Source organism: Paenibacillus rhizovicinus, from assembly GCF_010365285.1.
Lineage (GTDB): Bacteria > Bacillota > Bacilli > Paenibacillales > Paenibacillaceae > Paenibacillus_Z > Paenibacillus_Z rhizovicinus.
This window is the reverse complement of the sequence record NZ_CP048286.1, coordinates 6,985,306-7,001,723: the sequence shown is the minus strand read 5'-3', so window position 1 is coordinate 7,001,723 and position 16,418 is coordinate 6,985,306. Positions and strand designations below refer to the sequence as shown.

At 55.2% G+C, this 16,418-nt stretch carries 11 protein-coding genes and 1 other annotated feature; of the genes, 1 reads left to right on the top strand and 10 read right to left on the bottom strand.

The genetic code is table 11. From position 1 onward, the window contains the following. Positions 1-163 precede the first annotated feature (163 nt). The gene (gene spoVB / locus GZH47_RS31155) at positions 164-1,717 is read left to right on the top strand and encodes a stage V sporulation protein B (protein ID WP_162644967.1); all 1,554 of its coding nucleotides are present in this window, start codon (positions 164-166) and stop codon (positions 1,715-1,717) included. 13 nt (positions 1,718-1,730) lie between these two features. Here the strand turns inward: spoVB and GZH47_RS31150 are convergent, their stop codons facing one another. The 10 genes from GZH47_RS31150 to GZH47_RS31105 all read right to left on the bottom strand — a co-directional run bounded on the left by GZH47_RS31150 (position 1,731) and on the right by GZH47_RS31105 (position 16,416). Next, positions 1,731-2,828 (bottom strand): DNA glycosylase AlkZ-like family protein, encoded by a 1,098-nt coding sequence (locus tag GZH47_RS31150; RefSeq protein WP_162644966.1) that lies wholly within the window; start codon positions 2,826-2,828, stop codon positions 1,731-1,733. Positions 2,829-2,902: 74 nt separating this feature from the next. After that, positions 2,903-4,621 (bottom strand): arginine--tRNA ligase, encoded by a 1,719-nt coding sequence (argS, locus tag GZH47_RS31145; protein WP_162644965.1) that lies wholly within the window; start codon positions 4,619-4,621, stop codon positions 2,903-2,905. Between the two features lie 65 nt (positions 4,622-4,686). Continuing rightward, positions 4,687-4,910: a binding site (T-box leader), on the bottom strand. Between the two features lie 51 nt (positions 4,911-4,961). Then, positions 4,962-5,579, bottom strand: a complete 618-nt coding sequence (locus GZH47_RS31140; protein ID WP_162644964.1) for an NUDIX hydrolase — start codon at positions 5,577-5,579, stop codon at positions 4,962-4,964. 234 nt (positions 5,580-5,813) lie between these two features. Further along, on the bottom strand, positions 5,814-6,371 hold the full coding sequence (locus GZH47_RS31135) for a cob(I)yrinic acid a,c-diamide adenosyltransferase (protein ID WP_162644963.1): 558 nt from the start codon (positions 6,369-6,371) through the stop codon (positions 5,814-5,816). Positions 6,372-6,391: 20 nt separating this feature from the next. Continuing rightward, the gene (locus GZH47_RS31130) at positions 6,392-9,763 is read right to left on the bottom strand and encodes a methylmalonyl-CoA mutase family protein (RefSeq protein ID WP_162645545.1); all 3,372 of its coding nucleotides are present in this window, start codon (positions 9,761-9,763) and stop codon (positions 6,392-6,394) included. A gap of 855 nt (positions 9,764-10,618) precedes the next feature. Next, positions 10,619-11,533 carry a phosphotransferase gene (locus GZH47_RS31125; protein WP_162644962.1) on the bottom strand — a complete coding sequence of 305 codons (915 nt, stop codon included), beginning with the start codon at positions 11,531-11,533 and terminating at the stop codon, positions 10,619-10,621. Between the two features lie 349 nt (positions 11,534-11,882). Next, a complete protein-coding gene (locus GZH47_RS31120; RefSeq protein WP_162644961.1) occupies positions 11,883-12,866 on the bottom strand; it encodes a prenyltransferase/squalene oxidase repeat-containing protein in 984 nt (327 codons plus the stop codon). Between the two features lie 141 nt (positions 12,867-13,007). After that, the gene (locus tag GZH47_RS31115) at positions 13,008-13,418 is read right to left on the bottom strand and encodes a GNAT family N-acetyltransferase (RefSeq protein WP_318653400.1); all 411 of its coding nucleotides are present in this window, start codon (positions 13,416-13,418) and stop codon (positions 13,008-13,010) included. Positions 13,419-13,656: 238 nt separating this feature from the next. Beyond that, a complete protein-coding gene (locus GZH47_RS31110) occupies positions 13,657-14,634 on the bottom strand; it encodes an aldo/keto reductase (RefSeq protein ID WP_162644960.1) in 978 nt (325 codons plus the stop codon). Positions 14,635-14,844: 210 nt separating this feature from the next. Then, positions 14,845-16,416, bottom strand: coding sequence for an MDR family MFS transporter (locus GZH47_RS31105; RefSeq protein ID WP_162644959.1), 1,572 nt, complete (start codon positions 16,414-16,416; stop codon positions 14,845-14,847). Positions 16,417-16,418 lie beyond the last annotated feature (2 nt).

Genomic DNA, 16,418 nt, shown 5'->3' with positions numbered 1-16,418 from the left:
ATAAGGCCTGCTAAACTCTACTATAAGCATGTCGGGCTTGAATGAAAAGGCTTTCTTATTTCCTTCCGGAGCGGGCCGCGACAAGGCCAAGCCGAAGCTCGTTCGCATGCTTTTCCGATAATTGAATACATTTAAGTATTCGATAACCAGGAGGATCAGAAGAATGGCACATCCGGAGCGATCGTTCATGAAAGGGACGCTGGCCTTGTCCATCGCCGCTTTCATCAACCGCATTCTTGGCTTTATCAGCGGCATGTTTGTCGCTCGCGTGCTGGGCGCCGAAGGAATAGGACTTCTGATGATGGCGCATCCGCTCGTGCCGCTCGTCATTACGATCACCGAGCTCGGCCTGCCGGTAGCGATTTCGAAGCTGGTCGCGGAGGCCCGCGCGCATGGCGATCATTTGAAAGTAAGGCGTATCCTGCATGTCTCGCTTGCCGTCACCGGCATCTTAAGCATCACCTTAACGGCCGTATCGCTTCTTGGCTCCGAGTGGATCGCTTCCATCTTGCTCAGCGACAAGCGGGCTTATTACGCGATGCTTGCGATAACGCCGATCGCGCCGATCGTGGCCGTCTCCGCGGTGCTGCGCGGGTATTTCCGCGGCATGCAAAACATGAATACGATCGCCGCGTCCGACGTGCTGGAGCATACGGTGCAGATCGCTTGCGTACTCGCGTTAGTTCACCTGCTGATGCCTTACGGCGTGGCGTATGCGGCTGCGGGCGCGATGGCCGCTTCGGTCGTCAGCGAAGCGACCGGCCTCTTGTTCCTTGTCGCCAGCTATAAGCTCCGAGGCGAAGCCCGGATCGCTGGCGAGACATGGGCGAGTCACTTGAAGTCGGGCAAGGGCACGCTCTCCGAGCTGCTGAAGATCGGACTTCCGACGACCGGAACGGGCGTCATTCAATCGGTATACGGCGCCTTCCAGCCTTTGCTCATATCCTCCAGTCTGGCGCTTGCCGGCATAAGCACCGCGCTGGCTACGAAGCAGTTCGGCTTGCTGGCCGGCTATGCGTTTCCGCTGCTGTTCATGCCGAGCTTCATTACGCAGTCGCTGTCCACGGCGCTCGTCCCGGCTATCGGCGAGGCATCGGCGAACAAGAACGGCCTGCTGATGCACGAGCGGATGAATCAGGCGCTGCGGCTCGGATTGCTGGTCGGCGCGCCGGCGACCGTGATTCTATTCGTATGGGCGACGCCGCTTACGACGCTCATCTACGGTTCGCCGGAAGCGGGCATGCTGCTCAAGATCCTGGCGCCGATCTTCTTCCTCCATTATTTCGACGCCCCGCTCCATGCGATTCTGCTCGGACTCGGACGCGCGAACGCGACGCTGTGGAATTATGTCATCGCCACGGCGTTCAAAGCGATTTCGATCTTCGTGTTCGGCAGTCAATTCGGCATCGTCGGCGTTGCGTTCGGCATCGGGATCGGGATTATCATGCAAACGCTGCTGAACTTTTTCTCGATTTCCGGCTCGATCGGCATCTATGTCAATATCCAGCCGTATATCAAGGTTGGCGTCTGCATGTCCTTCATGGCCTTATGCGGGAAGCTGATCATGGATTTCTTATCCGCTTCCGAGGGATTGCCGATGCTATGGAGCGTCATCGGATCCATCGTCGGCGCGCTGCTGCTGTACTTCGCTGCGCTCCTATTGACGGATACATGGAATTGGAAGAGCACGCGCCGCACGATCGGAATCCGCTGGTAGATGAAATCGGCCGTCAGACGTCTCTGCCTTGATAGCGGAGAATAGAGTGGCGCTCGGGCGAATAGACCATGCGAACCGCGGCCATGATTTCATTCTTCCTGAGCTCAGCCTGATCGGAAGGCAGCTCGAGCACGATATCGTCGATATCGTAAGGTCCGATGCGCCAATGCCCGAGTACAGCGCCTTGAAATTCACCGTCAATAAGCAGATACTGCAGCACTTCATACCCTTTGTACCTGTTCGAGAGCTCGTCCGCATGGGCGCGCACCAGAAAATCCGACTTGTCGAGCATGAACGCGCATGATGGCAGCGCCTCGCATGCTTGCAATCGTTCGCTATCGTCCGCACATACGAATCCCGGTCCGAGATCGGCGGTCTCGGCCGCAATGATTTTGCCGGCTTTCAGTAAATCGTCGATCCCCCGTTGGATCGACTTGACGGGCAGCTGCGACCAGCTTCTCATGTTCGCCGCCGTCGCGAACGCCATGGCGCGGACAAAGGTATGGATTACCTCGGCAATCGCTTGATGGGTGCGGATCTCGTCGGCGCTGAGTTCGAACCACTCGGTCTCAAACAGAAACCAGCCCGTGTCCCAGTCCGTATCCGGCTGATGCTCACAGACGAGAAAGGCTTCCTGCAGCGTCTGCAGCGCCTTCGAAATTTCCGCTGCGGGATAGTCGTTCAATTCCAGCTTCAGCTGCTCTTTCGATAAGCCGCCCGAATGACGGAGCAGCCGGATGACCTCTTCGTGGATCGGCGCCATTCGCTTGGGCGGCTTACGAAAGGCCGTAGCGTACCGCGCCAAATCTTCTTGAAACACGTAGCCGATCCGCCCGCCGCAAAATCTTCCTTTGACGACGGCATTCTTCTCCCTCAGCTTGCCGGCGAACGCTTCGCCGGCAAATGACGCGCGATGCACTAATTTCGGCGGTTCGCCCGGCCTCGTGTTATGCACAGGAGATACAGGCTGCAGCAGACGAAACAATTCCAGAAACTCCTGTTCTTCGTTCAGCTGATCGCTCGAGTCGATTGAATGAATTGAAACTGGATCGAGCAGTCGCTGCATGCGCATTCGCTCGCGGATGACTTGCTGCTTGGTCAGTAGTAGCATACGTACGTTCCTCCTATAAGCTGAATTGGATTAGCGGGTATCGGCCAGTGAATTCGTCAGCAGTCGCCCCTGCGCTAGATTTGCTCCGGCGCCTCGAGACCGATTAAGCGCAGTCCGTTCCTCAAGACGGTTTGCACGCAGCGCACCAATGCAAGACGGGCTTCGCGCAGCGGAGCGGGCACATGGTCGAGCAGGATCGGACATTCGTGATAGAAGCGGTTGAACGCTTGCGCGACGTCGATCAGATAGCGGGTCACGATGGACGGCTCGAGCTTGTGCATCGCCAGCTCGACGCGCTCCCCGAACAGGGACAGCTCTTGAAGCAATGGATTCGACGCCTCATCGATAAGCAGGGCAGCGCGTTGCTGTGCCTGCTCGTTCGTCATGGACGCCGCGGCACCGGCTTTCGCCAGAATACTGGATGCGCGCGCATGCGCGTATTGCACGTAAGGACCTGTTTCGCCTTCGAAGTTCAGCATTTCGTCCCAGGAGAACGCAATATCTTTTATTCTGTTCGTGCTCAAATCATGGAAAATAACGGCGCCGACGCCGACCTGTCTAGCCGTCTCGTCGAGATGCTCCATCCCCTGATGGCGCTGCTCCATGATGGCTTTCGTCTTGGCGATGGATTGCTTCAGGACCTCATCCAACTTGACGACATTGCCTTTGCGCGTGGAGAGGCTCATCCCGTCGAGGCTGACGCGGCCGAAGGCGACATGGACCAAATCTCCCGCCCATTCATGGCCCATCAGCTCAACGACTTTGAACCACTGTTGAAAATGCAGATTTTGCGCGTAATCCGTCACGTAAATCGCTTTGTCAAAATCATACGTAGTCTTCCTGTACATGGCCGCCGCAATATCGCGCGTATGGTACAACGACGACCCGTCCTGCTTCAGGATGAGCGCCGGCGACATGCCGAAGCCATCCAAGCGGACCAGCCAAGCGCCGCTGTCTTCCTCGAGCAGCCCTTTCGCTTTCAGCTCCTCCACGACGGGTGCCGTTTTATCGTTATAGAAGCTTTCGCCGGTATAAGTATCGAACGTAATGCCAAGCAGTTCATAGATGCGGTTGAATGCAATCAAGCTGATGTCAACGAACCATTGCCATAGCGACAACGCTTCCGCATCGCCTTGTTCCATCTTCGCAAACCACGCACGGGCCTCATCGTTCAGCCCCGCATCTTTATCCGCCTCATCGTGAAACTTAACGTACAGACGCAGCAGTTCATCGATGCCGTCCTCTTCGATCGCCGCTTCGTCGCCCCACATGCGATATGCGACAATCAGCTTTCCGAACTGGGTTCCCCAATCGCCGAGATGGTTGATCCCGACGCAGGCGTACCCAAGAAAATCATGGATGCGGTATAACGCGTTGCCGATGACCGTCGATCTCAGGTGGGCAATGTGGAACGGCTTGGCGATATTGGGAGACGAGTAATCGATCACGACTGTCTTGCCGCTGCCGATGTTCTGCGCGCCGTAAAGCTCCCCCTGCTGCAAAATGCCCGCGACGACCGATTCCGCCACATGCGCCTTGTTCAAGTAGAAATTGAGGTAGCCGGCGCTCGCTTCGATACGCTCCACGCCCTCTAGTTGAAGGCGATTCTTCAAATCTTCGGCAATCGCTTGCGGCGCCTTGCGCAGCTGTCTGCTTAATTTGAAGCAAGGCAGCGACAAATCCCCTTGTTCCTTGTTGCTCGGATATTCGATCAGCGCAAGCAACTCCTCCACGGAAACCTCGTTCAGCAACGACGATACTTCCGCGGCGATGATGGTCTTGAATGTTCTCATAAGCTCCACTTCCTTTCTTGGATATGACGACGAATGGCCGGCAAACGCAAAAAGACTCCCGTCTCCTAAGAGACGAGAGCCTGAGGTTCCCGCGGTGCCACTCTAAGTGCCCGGCGATGCGCCTGACCACTCATACTGATAACGGTCAGCGACCGGATCTGCCTACGAATGCGCTGGTTCGGCAAACCATTTCCCGGGTCCGATTCCGCCATGCGCGCGTACCGGCTTCCACCAACCCGGCTCGCTAAGACTGCGCTGCATCGCGTACTGTCCCGTTCATTAACGTTTCCACTATTTTCTTGAGAGTTACTGTATCATACGCGAGTTGCCGGCGCAAGGTCTAATCGAACAGGATTTCATGTCCAGGGTTGTTCTTCATGTCGAAGAGCGCTTTGATTTGTTCCGCCGTATTGCGTTCCGTCGATAACGGAGGCAATTCGTCTTCCGCGAAGTAGCCGACAGCCGTCGTTTCCATGCCGGCCTCCGCTTGACCGCCGAGCACCTCGCATCGAATAAAGATTTTGTACACGTGGAACGGGGAAGGCGGATGCGCATGGAACTTCTTGTCGAGAATCCCGAGCAGTCGGAGCGGCATGACTTCCAATCCCGCTTCCTCCTTCACTTCCTTGACGACCACTTCCTTGGCCGAAAGCCCGATATCCGCCCATCCGCCCGGCAGCGCCCAAGCGCCATCCAGTCGTTCGCGAACGAGCAGAATCCGATCTTCATCGAAGATCACGCCGCGAACGTCCACCTTCGGCGTCTGATAACCGGTTTCGCCGGCAAACAGCGTTCTGATCTGGGATTCCTCGACCTCCGTATATTGCTGCATGATTTCGATGCTTAATGACCTTAATTGTTCGAATCGTTCGAGGTCGTAGATGTCTTTGGAATAGGCCAGTCCCGCTTGGCTGATCGCTTGAATCTGTTTCGCCCATTCGAGCCATTTCAGTTGCATCGGATTCATCCTTTCGAGTATGCTGACGGATTTTGGGTTCGGTTGAGAGATTAGTAGAGGCGCGAGTTTCCGGCCCTCCATTCATTCGGCGTTGAGTTCAGTCTAGCACAACTGCGCGGAATATAAATGGAGTAAAGTTCCTTGCGGATGGAAGGATGTGACTTCATCGCAAACGCAGATAAACAGGCCGCCGGATTGATAGGCTCCAGCAGCCTGTTCCTTTAATTAATGCTATTAAACGTCATCCTGATGCAGTCCCGTCTCTACTGCCCCTTCCCGAAGATTAACGTAACGGGCCGCGACGAACAGCAGATCGGAGAGCCGGTTCAAATACGTCAGCACGACCGGGCTGATGTCTTCCTCCTTCCACACCTCGACGGCCATCCGCTCCGCCCGGCGGACGATCGTCCTTGCCGCGTGAAGCGAAGCGCCGCATAGATGGCCGCCCGGCAATATGAAGTTAGATAACGGGGGCAGGCTCGCCTCCATCTCATCGATTTGCTCTTCCAAGAAACCGACGTCGGCTTCCGTGATCGGCCATGCGACCTTCAGTCTGGTCGGAGTCGCCAATTCCGCACCGACATGGAACAGCTTCGTCTGCACGACATGCATCGCCTGCCGAAACGCTGCCCATTCTTCGCCCTGCCCGAGCGAAGCAAGCGCCAAACCGATCATCGAATTGGCTTCATCGCACGTACCGTAAGCATTCACCCTTGATGAATTCTTCGAGACTCTCTTTCCGTGCACCAAGCTCGTTTGGCCTTTGTCTCCCGTTCGCGTATAGATTTTCATGGAAATCCTCCTCGTCCGCGCTACATGTTCCGTCGGTATTGTCCGCCGACCTCGTATAGAGCGCTCGTGATTTGTCCGAGCGACGCCGATTTCACGACTTCCATTAACGCTTCGAACAAATTGCCGTTCTGCCGGGCAACCTGCTTCAAGTGATCGAGCGCAGTCCGACTCTGATCCTGATGCTTCAGCCGGAACGCCGACAAATGGCGAATTTGCTCCTGCTTCTCCTCTTCCGTCGAACGGGCCAGCTCGATATCGTAACGATGCTCGCTCGGGTTCCGGTCGACGAACGTATTCACCCCGATGATCGGCAGCTCGCCGCTATGCTTCAAATGCTCGTAATGCAGCGATTCATCTTGGATTTTGCCCCGCTGGTATCCCGTTTCCATCGCTCCCAGCACTCCGCCGCGATCATGCAGGCGCTGAAATTCCAGCAGCACCGCTTCTTCCATGAGGTCGGTAAGCTCTTCGATGATAAAAGAGCCTTGGAGCGGGTTCTCGTTCTTGGCCATGCCCAGCTCGCGGCTGATAATCAGCTGAATGGCCATCGCCCGGCGCACGGAGCTTTCGGTCGGCGTCGTCACGGCCTCGTCGTAGGCATTCGTATGCAGGGAATTGCAGTTGTCGTAGATTGCCATCAGCGCCTGCAGCGTCGTGCGAATGTCGTTGAAATCCATCTCCTGCGCATGCAGCGAGCGGCCGGACGTCTGAATATGGTATTTGAGCTTCTGGCTGCGTTCATTGGCGCCGTACTTATGCTTCATGACCGTGGACCAGATGCGCCGGGCGACGCGACCCATGACGCTGTATTCCGGATCGAGTCCGTTACTGAAGAAGAACGATAGATTCGGCGCGAATTCGTCGATTCGCATCCCGCGGGACAGGTAATATTCGACGTAGGTGAACCCGTTCGCCAGCGTAAACGCCAATTGGGTAACGGGGTTGGCTCCGGCTTCCGCGATATGATAGCCGCTAATGCTGACCGAATAATAATGGCGCACCTGATGATCGATAAAATACTGCTGGACGTCTCCCATCATTTTCAACGCGAACTCCGTACTGAAGATGCACGTGTTCTGACCCTGGTCTTCTTTGAGAATATCCGCCTGCACCGTGCCGCGCACCGCTTGCAGCGTGGATGCCCGGATGCCTGCATATTCCGCTTCGTCCGGCTGTCGGCCATGCTCCGCCGCGAAGCGATCGACCTGCTGATCGATGGCCGTATTCATGAACATCGCCAAGATCGCCGGTGCTGGACCGTTGATCGTCATCGATACGCTGACGGAAGGATGACAGAGATCAAAGCCGGCGTACAGCTTCTTCATATCGTCGAGCGAGCACACGTTAACGCCGCTGTTCCCGATTTTGCCGAAAATGTCCGGACGATCGCTCGGATCCTGCCCGTACAGCGTCACGCTGTCGAAGGCGGTAGACAGCCTTTTGGCATCGTCGTTGCGGCACAGGTAGTGGAACCGGCGATTGGTCCGCTCCGGCGTGCCTTCTCCGGCGAATTGACGCTTGGGCTCTTCGTCGGTGCGCTTGAATGCGAATACGCCCGCCGTATACGGAAAGGAACCAGGCAAGTTCTCCTTCAGCAGCCAGCGGAGCAATTCGCCGTCTTCATCGAACTTCGGCAGACTTATCCGCGGAATACGGCTGCCCGACAGCGATTGAGAAACCAGTTCGGTTCCGGCTTCCATGCCGCGAACCTTCGTAAATAGCCAATCTTGGCCGTACGCATCGCGGATGCCCGGCCATGCATCCAATTGCTTCCGGCTATCCGGATGCTGGACGGCTTCGCATTCGGCGAGCATGGCATCCAGCTTCTCCGCGATTAGAGCTGCTTCAGCGTCAGTCAGATGCTGTCCGCTGTTGGCTGCGATCAGCCTTTTCGTCCCCTGCAGCTGCGCCATGTCGCGCGCGACCGTGACTTGCTCTTCAATGAATGCGCGATACCGGCGGACGGTTTGAGCGATTTCGCTCAGGTAACCGGTTCGATCGGGAGGAATGATCGCATTCATGCTCGCCGCATTCGCATCGGCTCTTGGATGCGCGCGCCCGCTTGCATTCGCACTCGCACTTGCAAGCGTACTTTCATTTGCGCTCGCGTTCATACTCGCAGTCGCCGGCGCGGCATTCTGCTGAAGCCGCCAGCTTCCGCCTGTTTTCCCTTCCACGATCCGCATCAGCTCGCGGAAGAGCACCGTCGTGCCGGGATCGTTAAACTGGCTGGCAATCGTGCCGAACACGGGCAGCCGTTCATCGGGAACATCGAACCATTGCCGGCTGCGCTTGAACTGCTTGCGCACATCCCGAAGCGCGTCCTCCGATCCGCGGCGCTCGAATTTATTGATCGCGATCATGTCCGCGTAATCGATCATATCGATCTTCTCCAGCTGGGAGGCGGCTCCGAACTCGCTCGTCATGACATACATCGCCACATCGCAGACATCGACGATGGCCGCCCCGCCTTGGCCGATGCCGCTCGTTTCAAGGATAACGAAGTCGTACCCCGCTTGCTTCACGATGGCGATGGCGTCCTTGGCGGCCTCGCTGATTTCGGACTTGGAGCCCCTTGTCGCCATGCTGCGCATGAACACTCTCGGATCCTGAATCGCATTCATTCGGATCCGATCGCCGAGCAGCGCGCCGCCCGACTTCAGCTTGGTCGGATCGACCGAGATGACGGCAATGGTCCGGTCCGGGAAGCCGCTCAAATACCGGCGCACCAATTCGTCAGTTAGCGAGCTTTTGCCTGCGCCGCCAGTGCCCGTAATGCCGAGTACCGGAACCGCGGGAACATCGGCGTGCAGCTGCTTCAGTACGGCGGATTCGACATCGTCCACGGCCGTCCCGCCCGCATTGTCTTCTGCGAGTGAGATCAGCCTAGCCGTGGCGCCCCAGCCGTGATCCTCCAGCGGTGCCCGCTTCGTAAGCGATGCCCAGTCTTGATCGGCTTGCCGCGGGGTCTTGAAATCGCACGCTTGAATCATATGATTGATCATGCCTTGCAGCCCCATCTCGCGGCCGTCATCCGGCGAGAAAATCCGGGCGATTCCATAGTCGTGCAGCGCTTTGATTTCAGCAGGTACGATGACGCCTCCACCGCCGGCAAAGATTCGGACATGGCCTGCCCCCGCTTGCTGCAGCACATCGTACATATAGGTCATATATTCGATATGTCCGCCTTGATAGGAGCTGATCGCAATGCCCTGCACGTCTTCCTGGATGGCCGCGCTCGTTACCTCCCGAACGGAGCGGTTATGACCGAGATGAATGACCTCGACGCCGGACGCTTGAAGAATCCGTCTCATAATGTTTATGGAAGCATCGTGGCCATCGAACAAGGCGGCAGCCGTCACAAAACGAACAGGGTTGTTCGGGCGAATCATTTGTTGTTCCAAGGTGCATTCCGCCCTTCCATCAAGATTGAAGCTGCTTCGACTTCACGGTATCTCCTTACTACAATATTCGCGTTCCCGCAGGAGATGCCGCGTGGGTGAAACGGTTTCAGCGTCTCGCGACGCAGAAATAGCCCGCAGGCAAATCTGCGGGCTGAGCGTAAATTGGTGGACAGAGATGACGCTATTGATGGAATAATAGGCGTCTTCGGCTTTTGGAGGACACAGGAGAGTTTATAGGATTGAAATGCAGTTCAAAATCAAGGCTTTGGTCGCCTATAACGGAACGTGAGTCCGCCCAGCTGCCAAAAACGGTAGATTTGCTTGAATAGAGGATTCCATGGCCGCGAAGAAGGTTCGACGGCGGCGGAGCCGAGTGCTTGTAGTCAACGCTACATGATTGCGAAATGTCATGCACAAAAACAAAAAAACGAGAAAGCCATTGCATCCTCGATCATAATTCATCTCACTTTGAACCTAAATGCCCGCTTTGACCAAACCTCTTATTCCAACATAGCGTTCGCGGGCTACCAATTCATTGCGGGATGTATGAAAAAAGCAATATTCTCGGTGAGGATTCTCTCTATGAAGTTCGCTGTAGCGACGCAATGCTTGGGTGGACTCATCAAAAGTATCGATGACAACAACTTCTTCTATAAAGCGTTGCCCCCTGTGAATAAGCCTTTGTCGCTTCAAGTACGACCCATTCTTCCGGAAAACGCTCCCGAACTTCTTCCCAACGCATCTCGCCACCACCTAATTACTTTTATTTGTATTGTAGGATAGCAGGTGTCCTATAGTCAGGTTTGTTCTTAACTCGTCTTCTATTCGCATCGAAATATGAGCCTAATCCGACAGTGCCCGCATGATGTTCGACTTCGCCTCTGCCGCGATCGCTTCATTCCCGTCATCGACCGCCTGCATCAAGATCAGTACAGGTATGTATACCGCGATCAGGCGCGCCAGCAGCTTCGTTTCCTCGTCCACCTCTCCGTACGTTTCAAAAAACGCTCCTCGAGCGTACGGAGGTAAAAAGCTGTAAGCAATGCTCAAATCGCAAGCCGGATGGCCAACACTTAGATCACCCCAATCAATGATACCGGAGACGGTCCCGTTCTCATTCACCAGTATATTCTTGAAATGAAGATCGCCGTGCAGCAGCGCATTCACCGCCTCGACACGGTCCGTTTTCAACCCACTTATATACGCTTGAATCGCATCGGACTCTTCCTCCGACAAGTGTGTAAACACTTTCGATAGGAAGCCCTCCAATTTCACCTTTCGCGATGCGATATCCGTCAAGCCTCGATGATCCTGATGAACTCCGTCCTTCAGCGCCGCCTGTACCGGAAACTCATGCAATTTCCGCAAAAATTTCGCTAGCGTCTCTGCCGATAAAGCCCGGCGCTCTTCCGTCAAGCCGATGGGGAAATCTCCTGGCACGTAGGTATACCCAAGAAATGGTGCCGGATATTCGTCGCTTGCTTCGCCATAAAACAACGGTTTCGGGTAGGGGACGGTCATATATGACTCCAGCTTCGGAAGCAGCTTTCCTTCCATACGAATCGAGCCAACTGCAATCGTTCTTCTTGGAAACCGGAACACGTACTCGTCGCCGATGAGATAAACCGTATTGTCCCAGCCCCAGCCCAATCGTTTCACTTGCTTCGATGTCAGCTGCGGGAATTGGCTGCTGATCAACACTCGCGCTAGCTCTTCGTTAACCTCCCACTCCGCATCCCATACATTCGTATCTCCCATGAATGATCTGCCACCTCCACTGGTTAACTAGACCCCTTATATTTCTCCCTATTTATCTCCTCTTTCAAATGGAAACATTCTTCTAGGTCTGGTTTAATCTTTTATTTTTCCTTATTACATCTGCTAATTCCCCGACTTCTTCAACAAGTTTAAGAAAATAATCATTTTTGATAGATGTAATCCTCTTGTCTTGTTTTGTGAACAAAGGTCGCTCCAATTTCATTCAATATGCGTCTTATTGGTTTGAAATCATAGCAAAAACATTTCGTTTGCCGTATAAGCGATGCTTTCATTTGATTTCCTCCAGCATTCTTATATTGAATCCATGCTTTCCGAAAGTAACGGCAAATTATCCGCTCGTGCCTTGTCCCGAGTACCAGTCCAGCACCCGTAAAGCGCGCAGCGTGTTCCACCTGCTCGGCTGCCCCACACCTTCGTTCACCTCGACCGCCATTGTGCCGGGGTGCTGATTCTCAAGCGGCCATCGGCCGTCGCCGTCGCGCTTCGACACGACCAGCTCGATCGCCTCGGCCACGCGCTCGTCCGGTGTGGTGCCGGCCCTTCGCAGATACTCAAGTCCTCGAAGCACGTCATAGTGCCACCAAGTCGGGAAGGAGAAGCTTGCCCAGGCGACGCCGCCCTTGCGGTCCCGCTCGATCGCCTCGCCTGTCGAACGCCGCCTGAAGAGTCTGCGTTCAAGGAGATACTCCTGCCCGCGAAGGCGGGCTTCCGTTACCGCCGCACTTTCCACGCCGGCCAGTTCATATTCGAGCAGGGCTTCCAGCACGCAGATCGTGGTGTTGAACGACGACCGCGTCGATCCTTTTTCTGCGTCGCAATTCCAGCCTCCATCCGGCAGCTGCTCGCCGAGCAGGCGGTCGACGATCCGCCGTACGTCCTGGCCGAAATAGGCCCCGCTCGCCGCGACTTGCCCGTTGATGCAGGGCTCGACCTCCCCGATGAAGAAGGGATTGCCCTTCCATTCCCAACCCCGCCATTCGCCGTCCATGTCCCATCCCCGCCATGTCACCTGATCACGGACCAATTCTACCGCTCGCCGTGACTCATCGCTTACGGGATCAAGACCCAGCTCACGGAGAAGAGACAAGACGTGCATCGTGGAATCCCACCCGTGATTCCACGCCTCGCCAGCCCACGACCCGTCCGCCCTCTGCAGGGCAAGCAACCGAGCGCCCACTCCCTCGGTGGCCACCTTTGCGCGTTCAACCTCGACCTCCTCCGCTGGCGCATCGATCAAGTCACGCATCACTTGCCACCGGATCGAAGGGTCTGAATCAAGCAGCCAGTTTATAACCGAACGATTAATAGCCATCTAACCGTCCTCCTTGTATTCGTATCTAACGACGAAAAACTTCCCGGCATAAAAACTTCCCCGCATATATGAATCGATTCAACGCTCCATGGCGGCAAGCAGGCGACAATATCGGTATCCGTCTGGCACAGTCCTGACTCATTACACATCCGTCGAGTAGACCGCAAAGCCGCTTCGCTTCTCCCAGCCCCTGCGGCTCCAGAACGCTTGTCCGATTTCATTATCGTCAAGAACGAACAGATGGCATTTGTCGATTCCGGCTTCCCGCAAGCCTTGCAAGCTCTTACTTATCAGCTGCTGCGCAATTCTCTGATTACGGTAAGCCGGATTCACGGCCGCATGATAGATAAAACCTCTCCGTCCGTCATGTCCGCACAGCACGGTGCCCACGATGAGACCATCGGCTTCGAACACGTAGCTCAATCCGGGATTCCGTTCCAAATACATGGCTATATTCGGTTTGGAGTCGGCAGCGCTTAATGCCAACCCTTCAATGGCGTTCCATAGCGCAAGCATCTGATCATAGTCGTTAATTGTCATTTCACGCAGCAAGATTACCCAATTCCCTTCTAATAAAGTTGTATTTACTGTCCTATTTACAGTATACATGTGGAACCAATTCCCGAAAATCATTCTTTTAGTTAACGGCGCTAAATAAATGCGCAGCACCATGGATTACCGGGCAATAAACGCGAAAAAGCCACTGACATGATTGTCAGTGGCTTCGGGCAATGACTTTGAACAGTGGCTTCAATTCAAGCAGCCGCAATGCCGCCAAAATTACCCGCTGCTATGCGCCTTGAATAACGCTGCGAATGAACGCGACTTCCTCGGCAGTCAACGGATTGCCTGCTCCCTGCGCATTGGATTCCACCTGCTTCGCGTTCTTGAAGCCGGGAATGACGCAAGCGTTCGGCGATTGCGCCAGCGCGAATTGAATCGCCACGCGCACCAAATCTTGCACTTCCATGCCGAACCGTTCCTTGATCGTTCCAAGGCGGCGGCGAATCTCAAGCAGACGCTCCTTCGTATACGCGTCATTGGAAGAGCGGTTATCCCCTTCGCCGAACTTCGGCGGATGCTCCGGATCGAATTTGTCGAGCAGCAAGCCTTGGGCGAGCGGTCCGAACAGCACCATGCCGATGTTCTGTTCATCGGCCCAGCGGAACAGATTCGTATCCGGCTTGTCGAAGGAATTGCCGAACGCATTGTAGTGGAACTGAAGCACGTCCGGACGCGTAATCGGACAAACGCGCATGAAATCGCCATAGCCGTAGCCGGATTGGCCGATGACGCGGACCTTGCCTTCCTTCTGCAGCTGACGCATCGTATCGGCTGCTTCCTCCAAATACAAATCGTTCGGTCCGAAATTCGTATTATGGAAGAAATGCAGGTCCAGGTAGTCCGTGCCCAAATTCATCAGCGATTGTTCGAGCTGATGACGGATATGTATGGGCTGCATCGCGTTAGGTGCCGTACCGCGGAACCAGCCGACTTTGGAAGCGATGACGACTTGATCGCGCGGAACTTCTTTCAGAAACCGGCCGAGCACGCGCTCCGAATGCCCATCGCCGTAGACGTCCGCCGTATCGAAATGATTGATGCCAAGCTCGAACGCGCGTTTCAAGCCGTCAAGCGATGCGCTGTCGTCATTGCCCGACCAGCCTACGGCCTCGCCGTCGCGCCATGATGGCCCGCCGATTGCCCAGCAGCCCAAACTTACTTCGCTAACCTTTAAACCGGAACGTCCAAGAACACGGTATTCCACTGCGTTCACTCCTTATTATGTATTCATAATATGTATACATCTGAAACTATACGCAAGTTGCGGCCAGGATGGAAGTATGTACTTTAATTTCAGCTACTACCCTTTAAGTTACTACCCCCTATCCCCAGTAAAATAAAGACGAACCAAGCCGCTAGCGAGACTTGGTTCGTCGTTAAATCAATGGGAGTTATGAGGAAATGCTTGACTGAATTAGTGCATGTCAACCGTAGCTTTAACCGCTGCCGATCCTTCTTCGCGTTTCGGCATCCGCAGCTTGCCGTAGAAGTAAGCGGAGATCAGACCGATTAACACGACGATAATACCGATGACGAAGACGGAAGTAATTGCGTCGCTTAGAATATGTTGCAGCGCAGCAAGCAGTTTGTCTGGGATCTTCGCTTTCACTTCCGGCTGGAGCAAAGCTTGCGGGTTCGCAAACTGCTTCAACTGGTCTTCCGGAATGTCTTTGAAGTCGTTCACGATACCGGAGATGCCGTCCGTCATTCTGCTCGACATGATGACGCCCATAATCGCGACGCCTACGGTACCGCCGATGGAACGCGTGAATTGCGTCGTCGACGTGGCGACGCCTCGAAGATCATGCCCCACCGCGCTTTGCGCGGCGATCGTAAGGACCGGCATGAGCGCACCCATTCCGAGACCGACAATAATCATATACAAGACAAGCTCGAAGCTGCTCGTGCCGGTACCCATCTGCGACATGAGCAGGTAACCGACCGTCATGATCGCCATCGACACCATGACGATCGAACGATAGCTGAACTTCGTTATGAGACGGCCGCCTACGATGCTGGAGGCGATCAGCGACAGCATGAGCGGCGTCAGGATGTAACCGGAATGCGAAGCCGATGTTCCGATGACCGCTTGCGAGAACAGCGGAATGTACGTAATCGCGCCGAACATCCCCATCCCCATCATGAAGCCTACGATGCTGGATACCGAAATCGCGCGGAAATGGAACAAGCGAAGCGGGATGATCGGTTCCTTCACCTTGGATTCAATCCAGAGGAAGACGAGAATGAGCAGCAAGCTGGCACCGAATAAGCCGAGAATTTGCGGGGAACCCCACGCGTAATGCTTCATGCCGCCTTCGGATGAACCGCTGCCGCCCATTTCGATGGCCAGCAGGAACGCGACGACTGCGCCGGTCAGCGTAGAAGCGCCGCCCCAGTCGATCGATTTTTTCTCGGTGCTTTTGGATTCTTTCAATGCGATGGAGAGAATAATTGCCGCGAAGATACCGAAAGGCAAATTGATGTAGAAAATCCACTGCCAAGCCATATGATCGACGATGAAGCCGCCGACTGCCGGGCCGATGACGCTGGATAAGCCGAATACGGCGCCGAAGATACCTTGCATCTTGCCGCGGCGGTCCGGCGGGAAAATATCGCCGATGATCGTCATGGCGATCGGCATCAGCGCGCCTGCGCCGATCCCTTGAATGGCGCGGAAGACGATCAATTGCGTCATGTCATGCGACAAGCCGCAAAGCGCCGAGCCGACGAGGAACAGCCCCATCCCGATCAAATATACGAGCCGTCTGCCGAACAAATCCGCCAGCTTGCCGAAGATCGGAACAGCCGTCGTCGAGGTCAGCATGTAGATCGTGAATACCCAGCTGTACAAGCTGAAACCGTTCAATTCCGCAATGACATGCGGCATTGCCGTCGAGACAATCGTTTGGTCGAGCGATCCGAGCAGCAAGCCCAGCATGAGCCCGGTCACGATCCAACGAATTTGTCTTGCACTGATATTTGTCATCG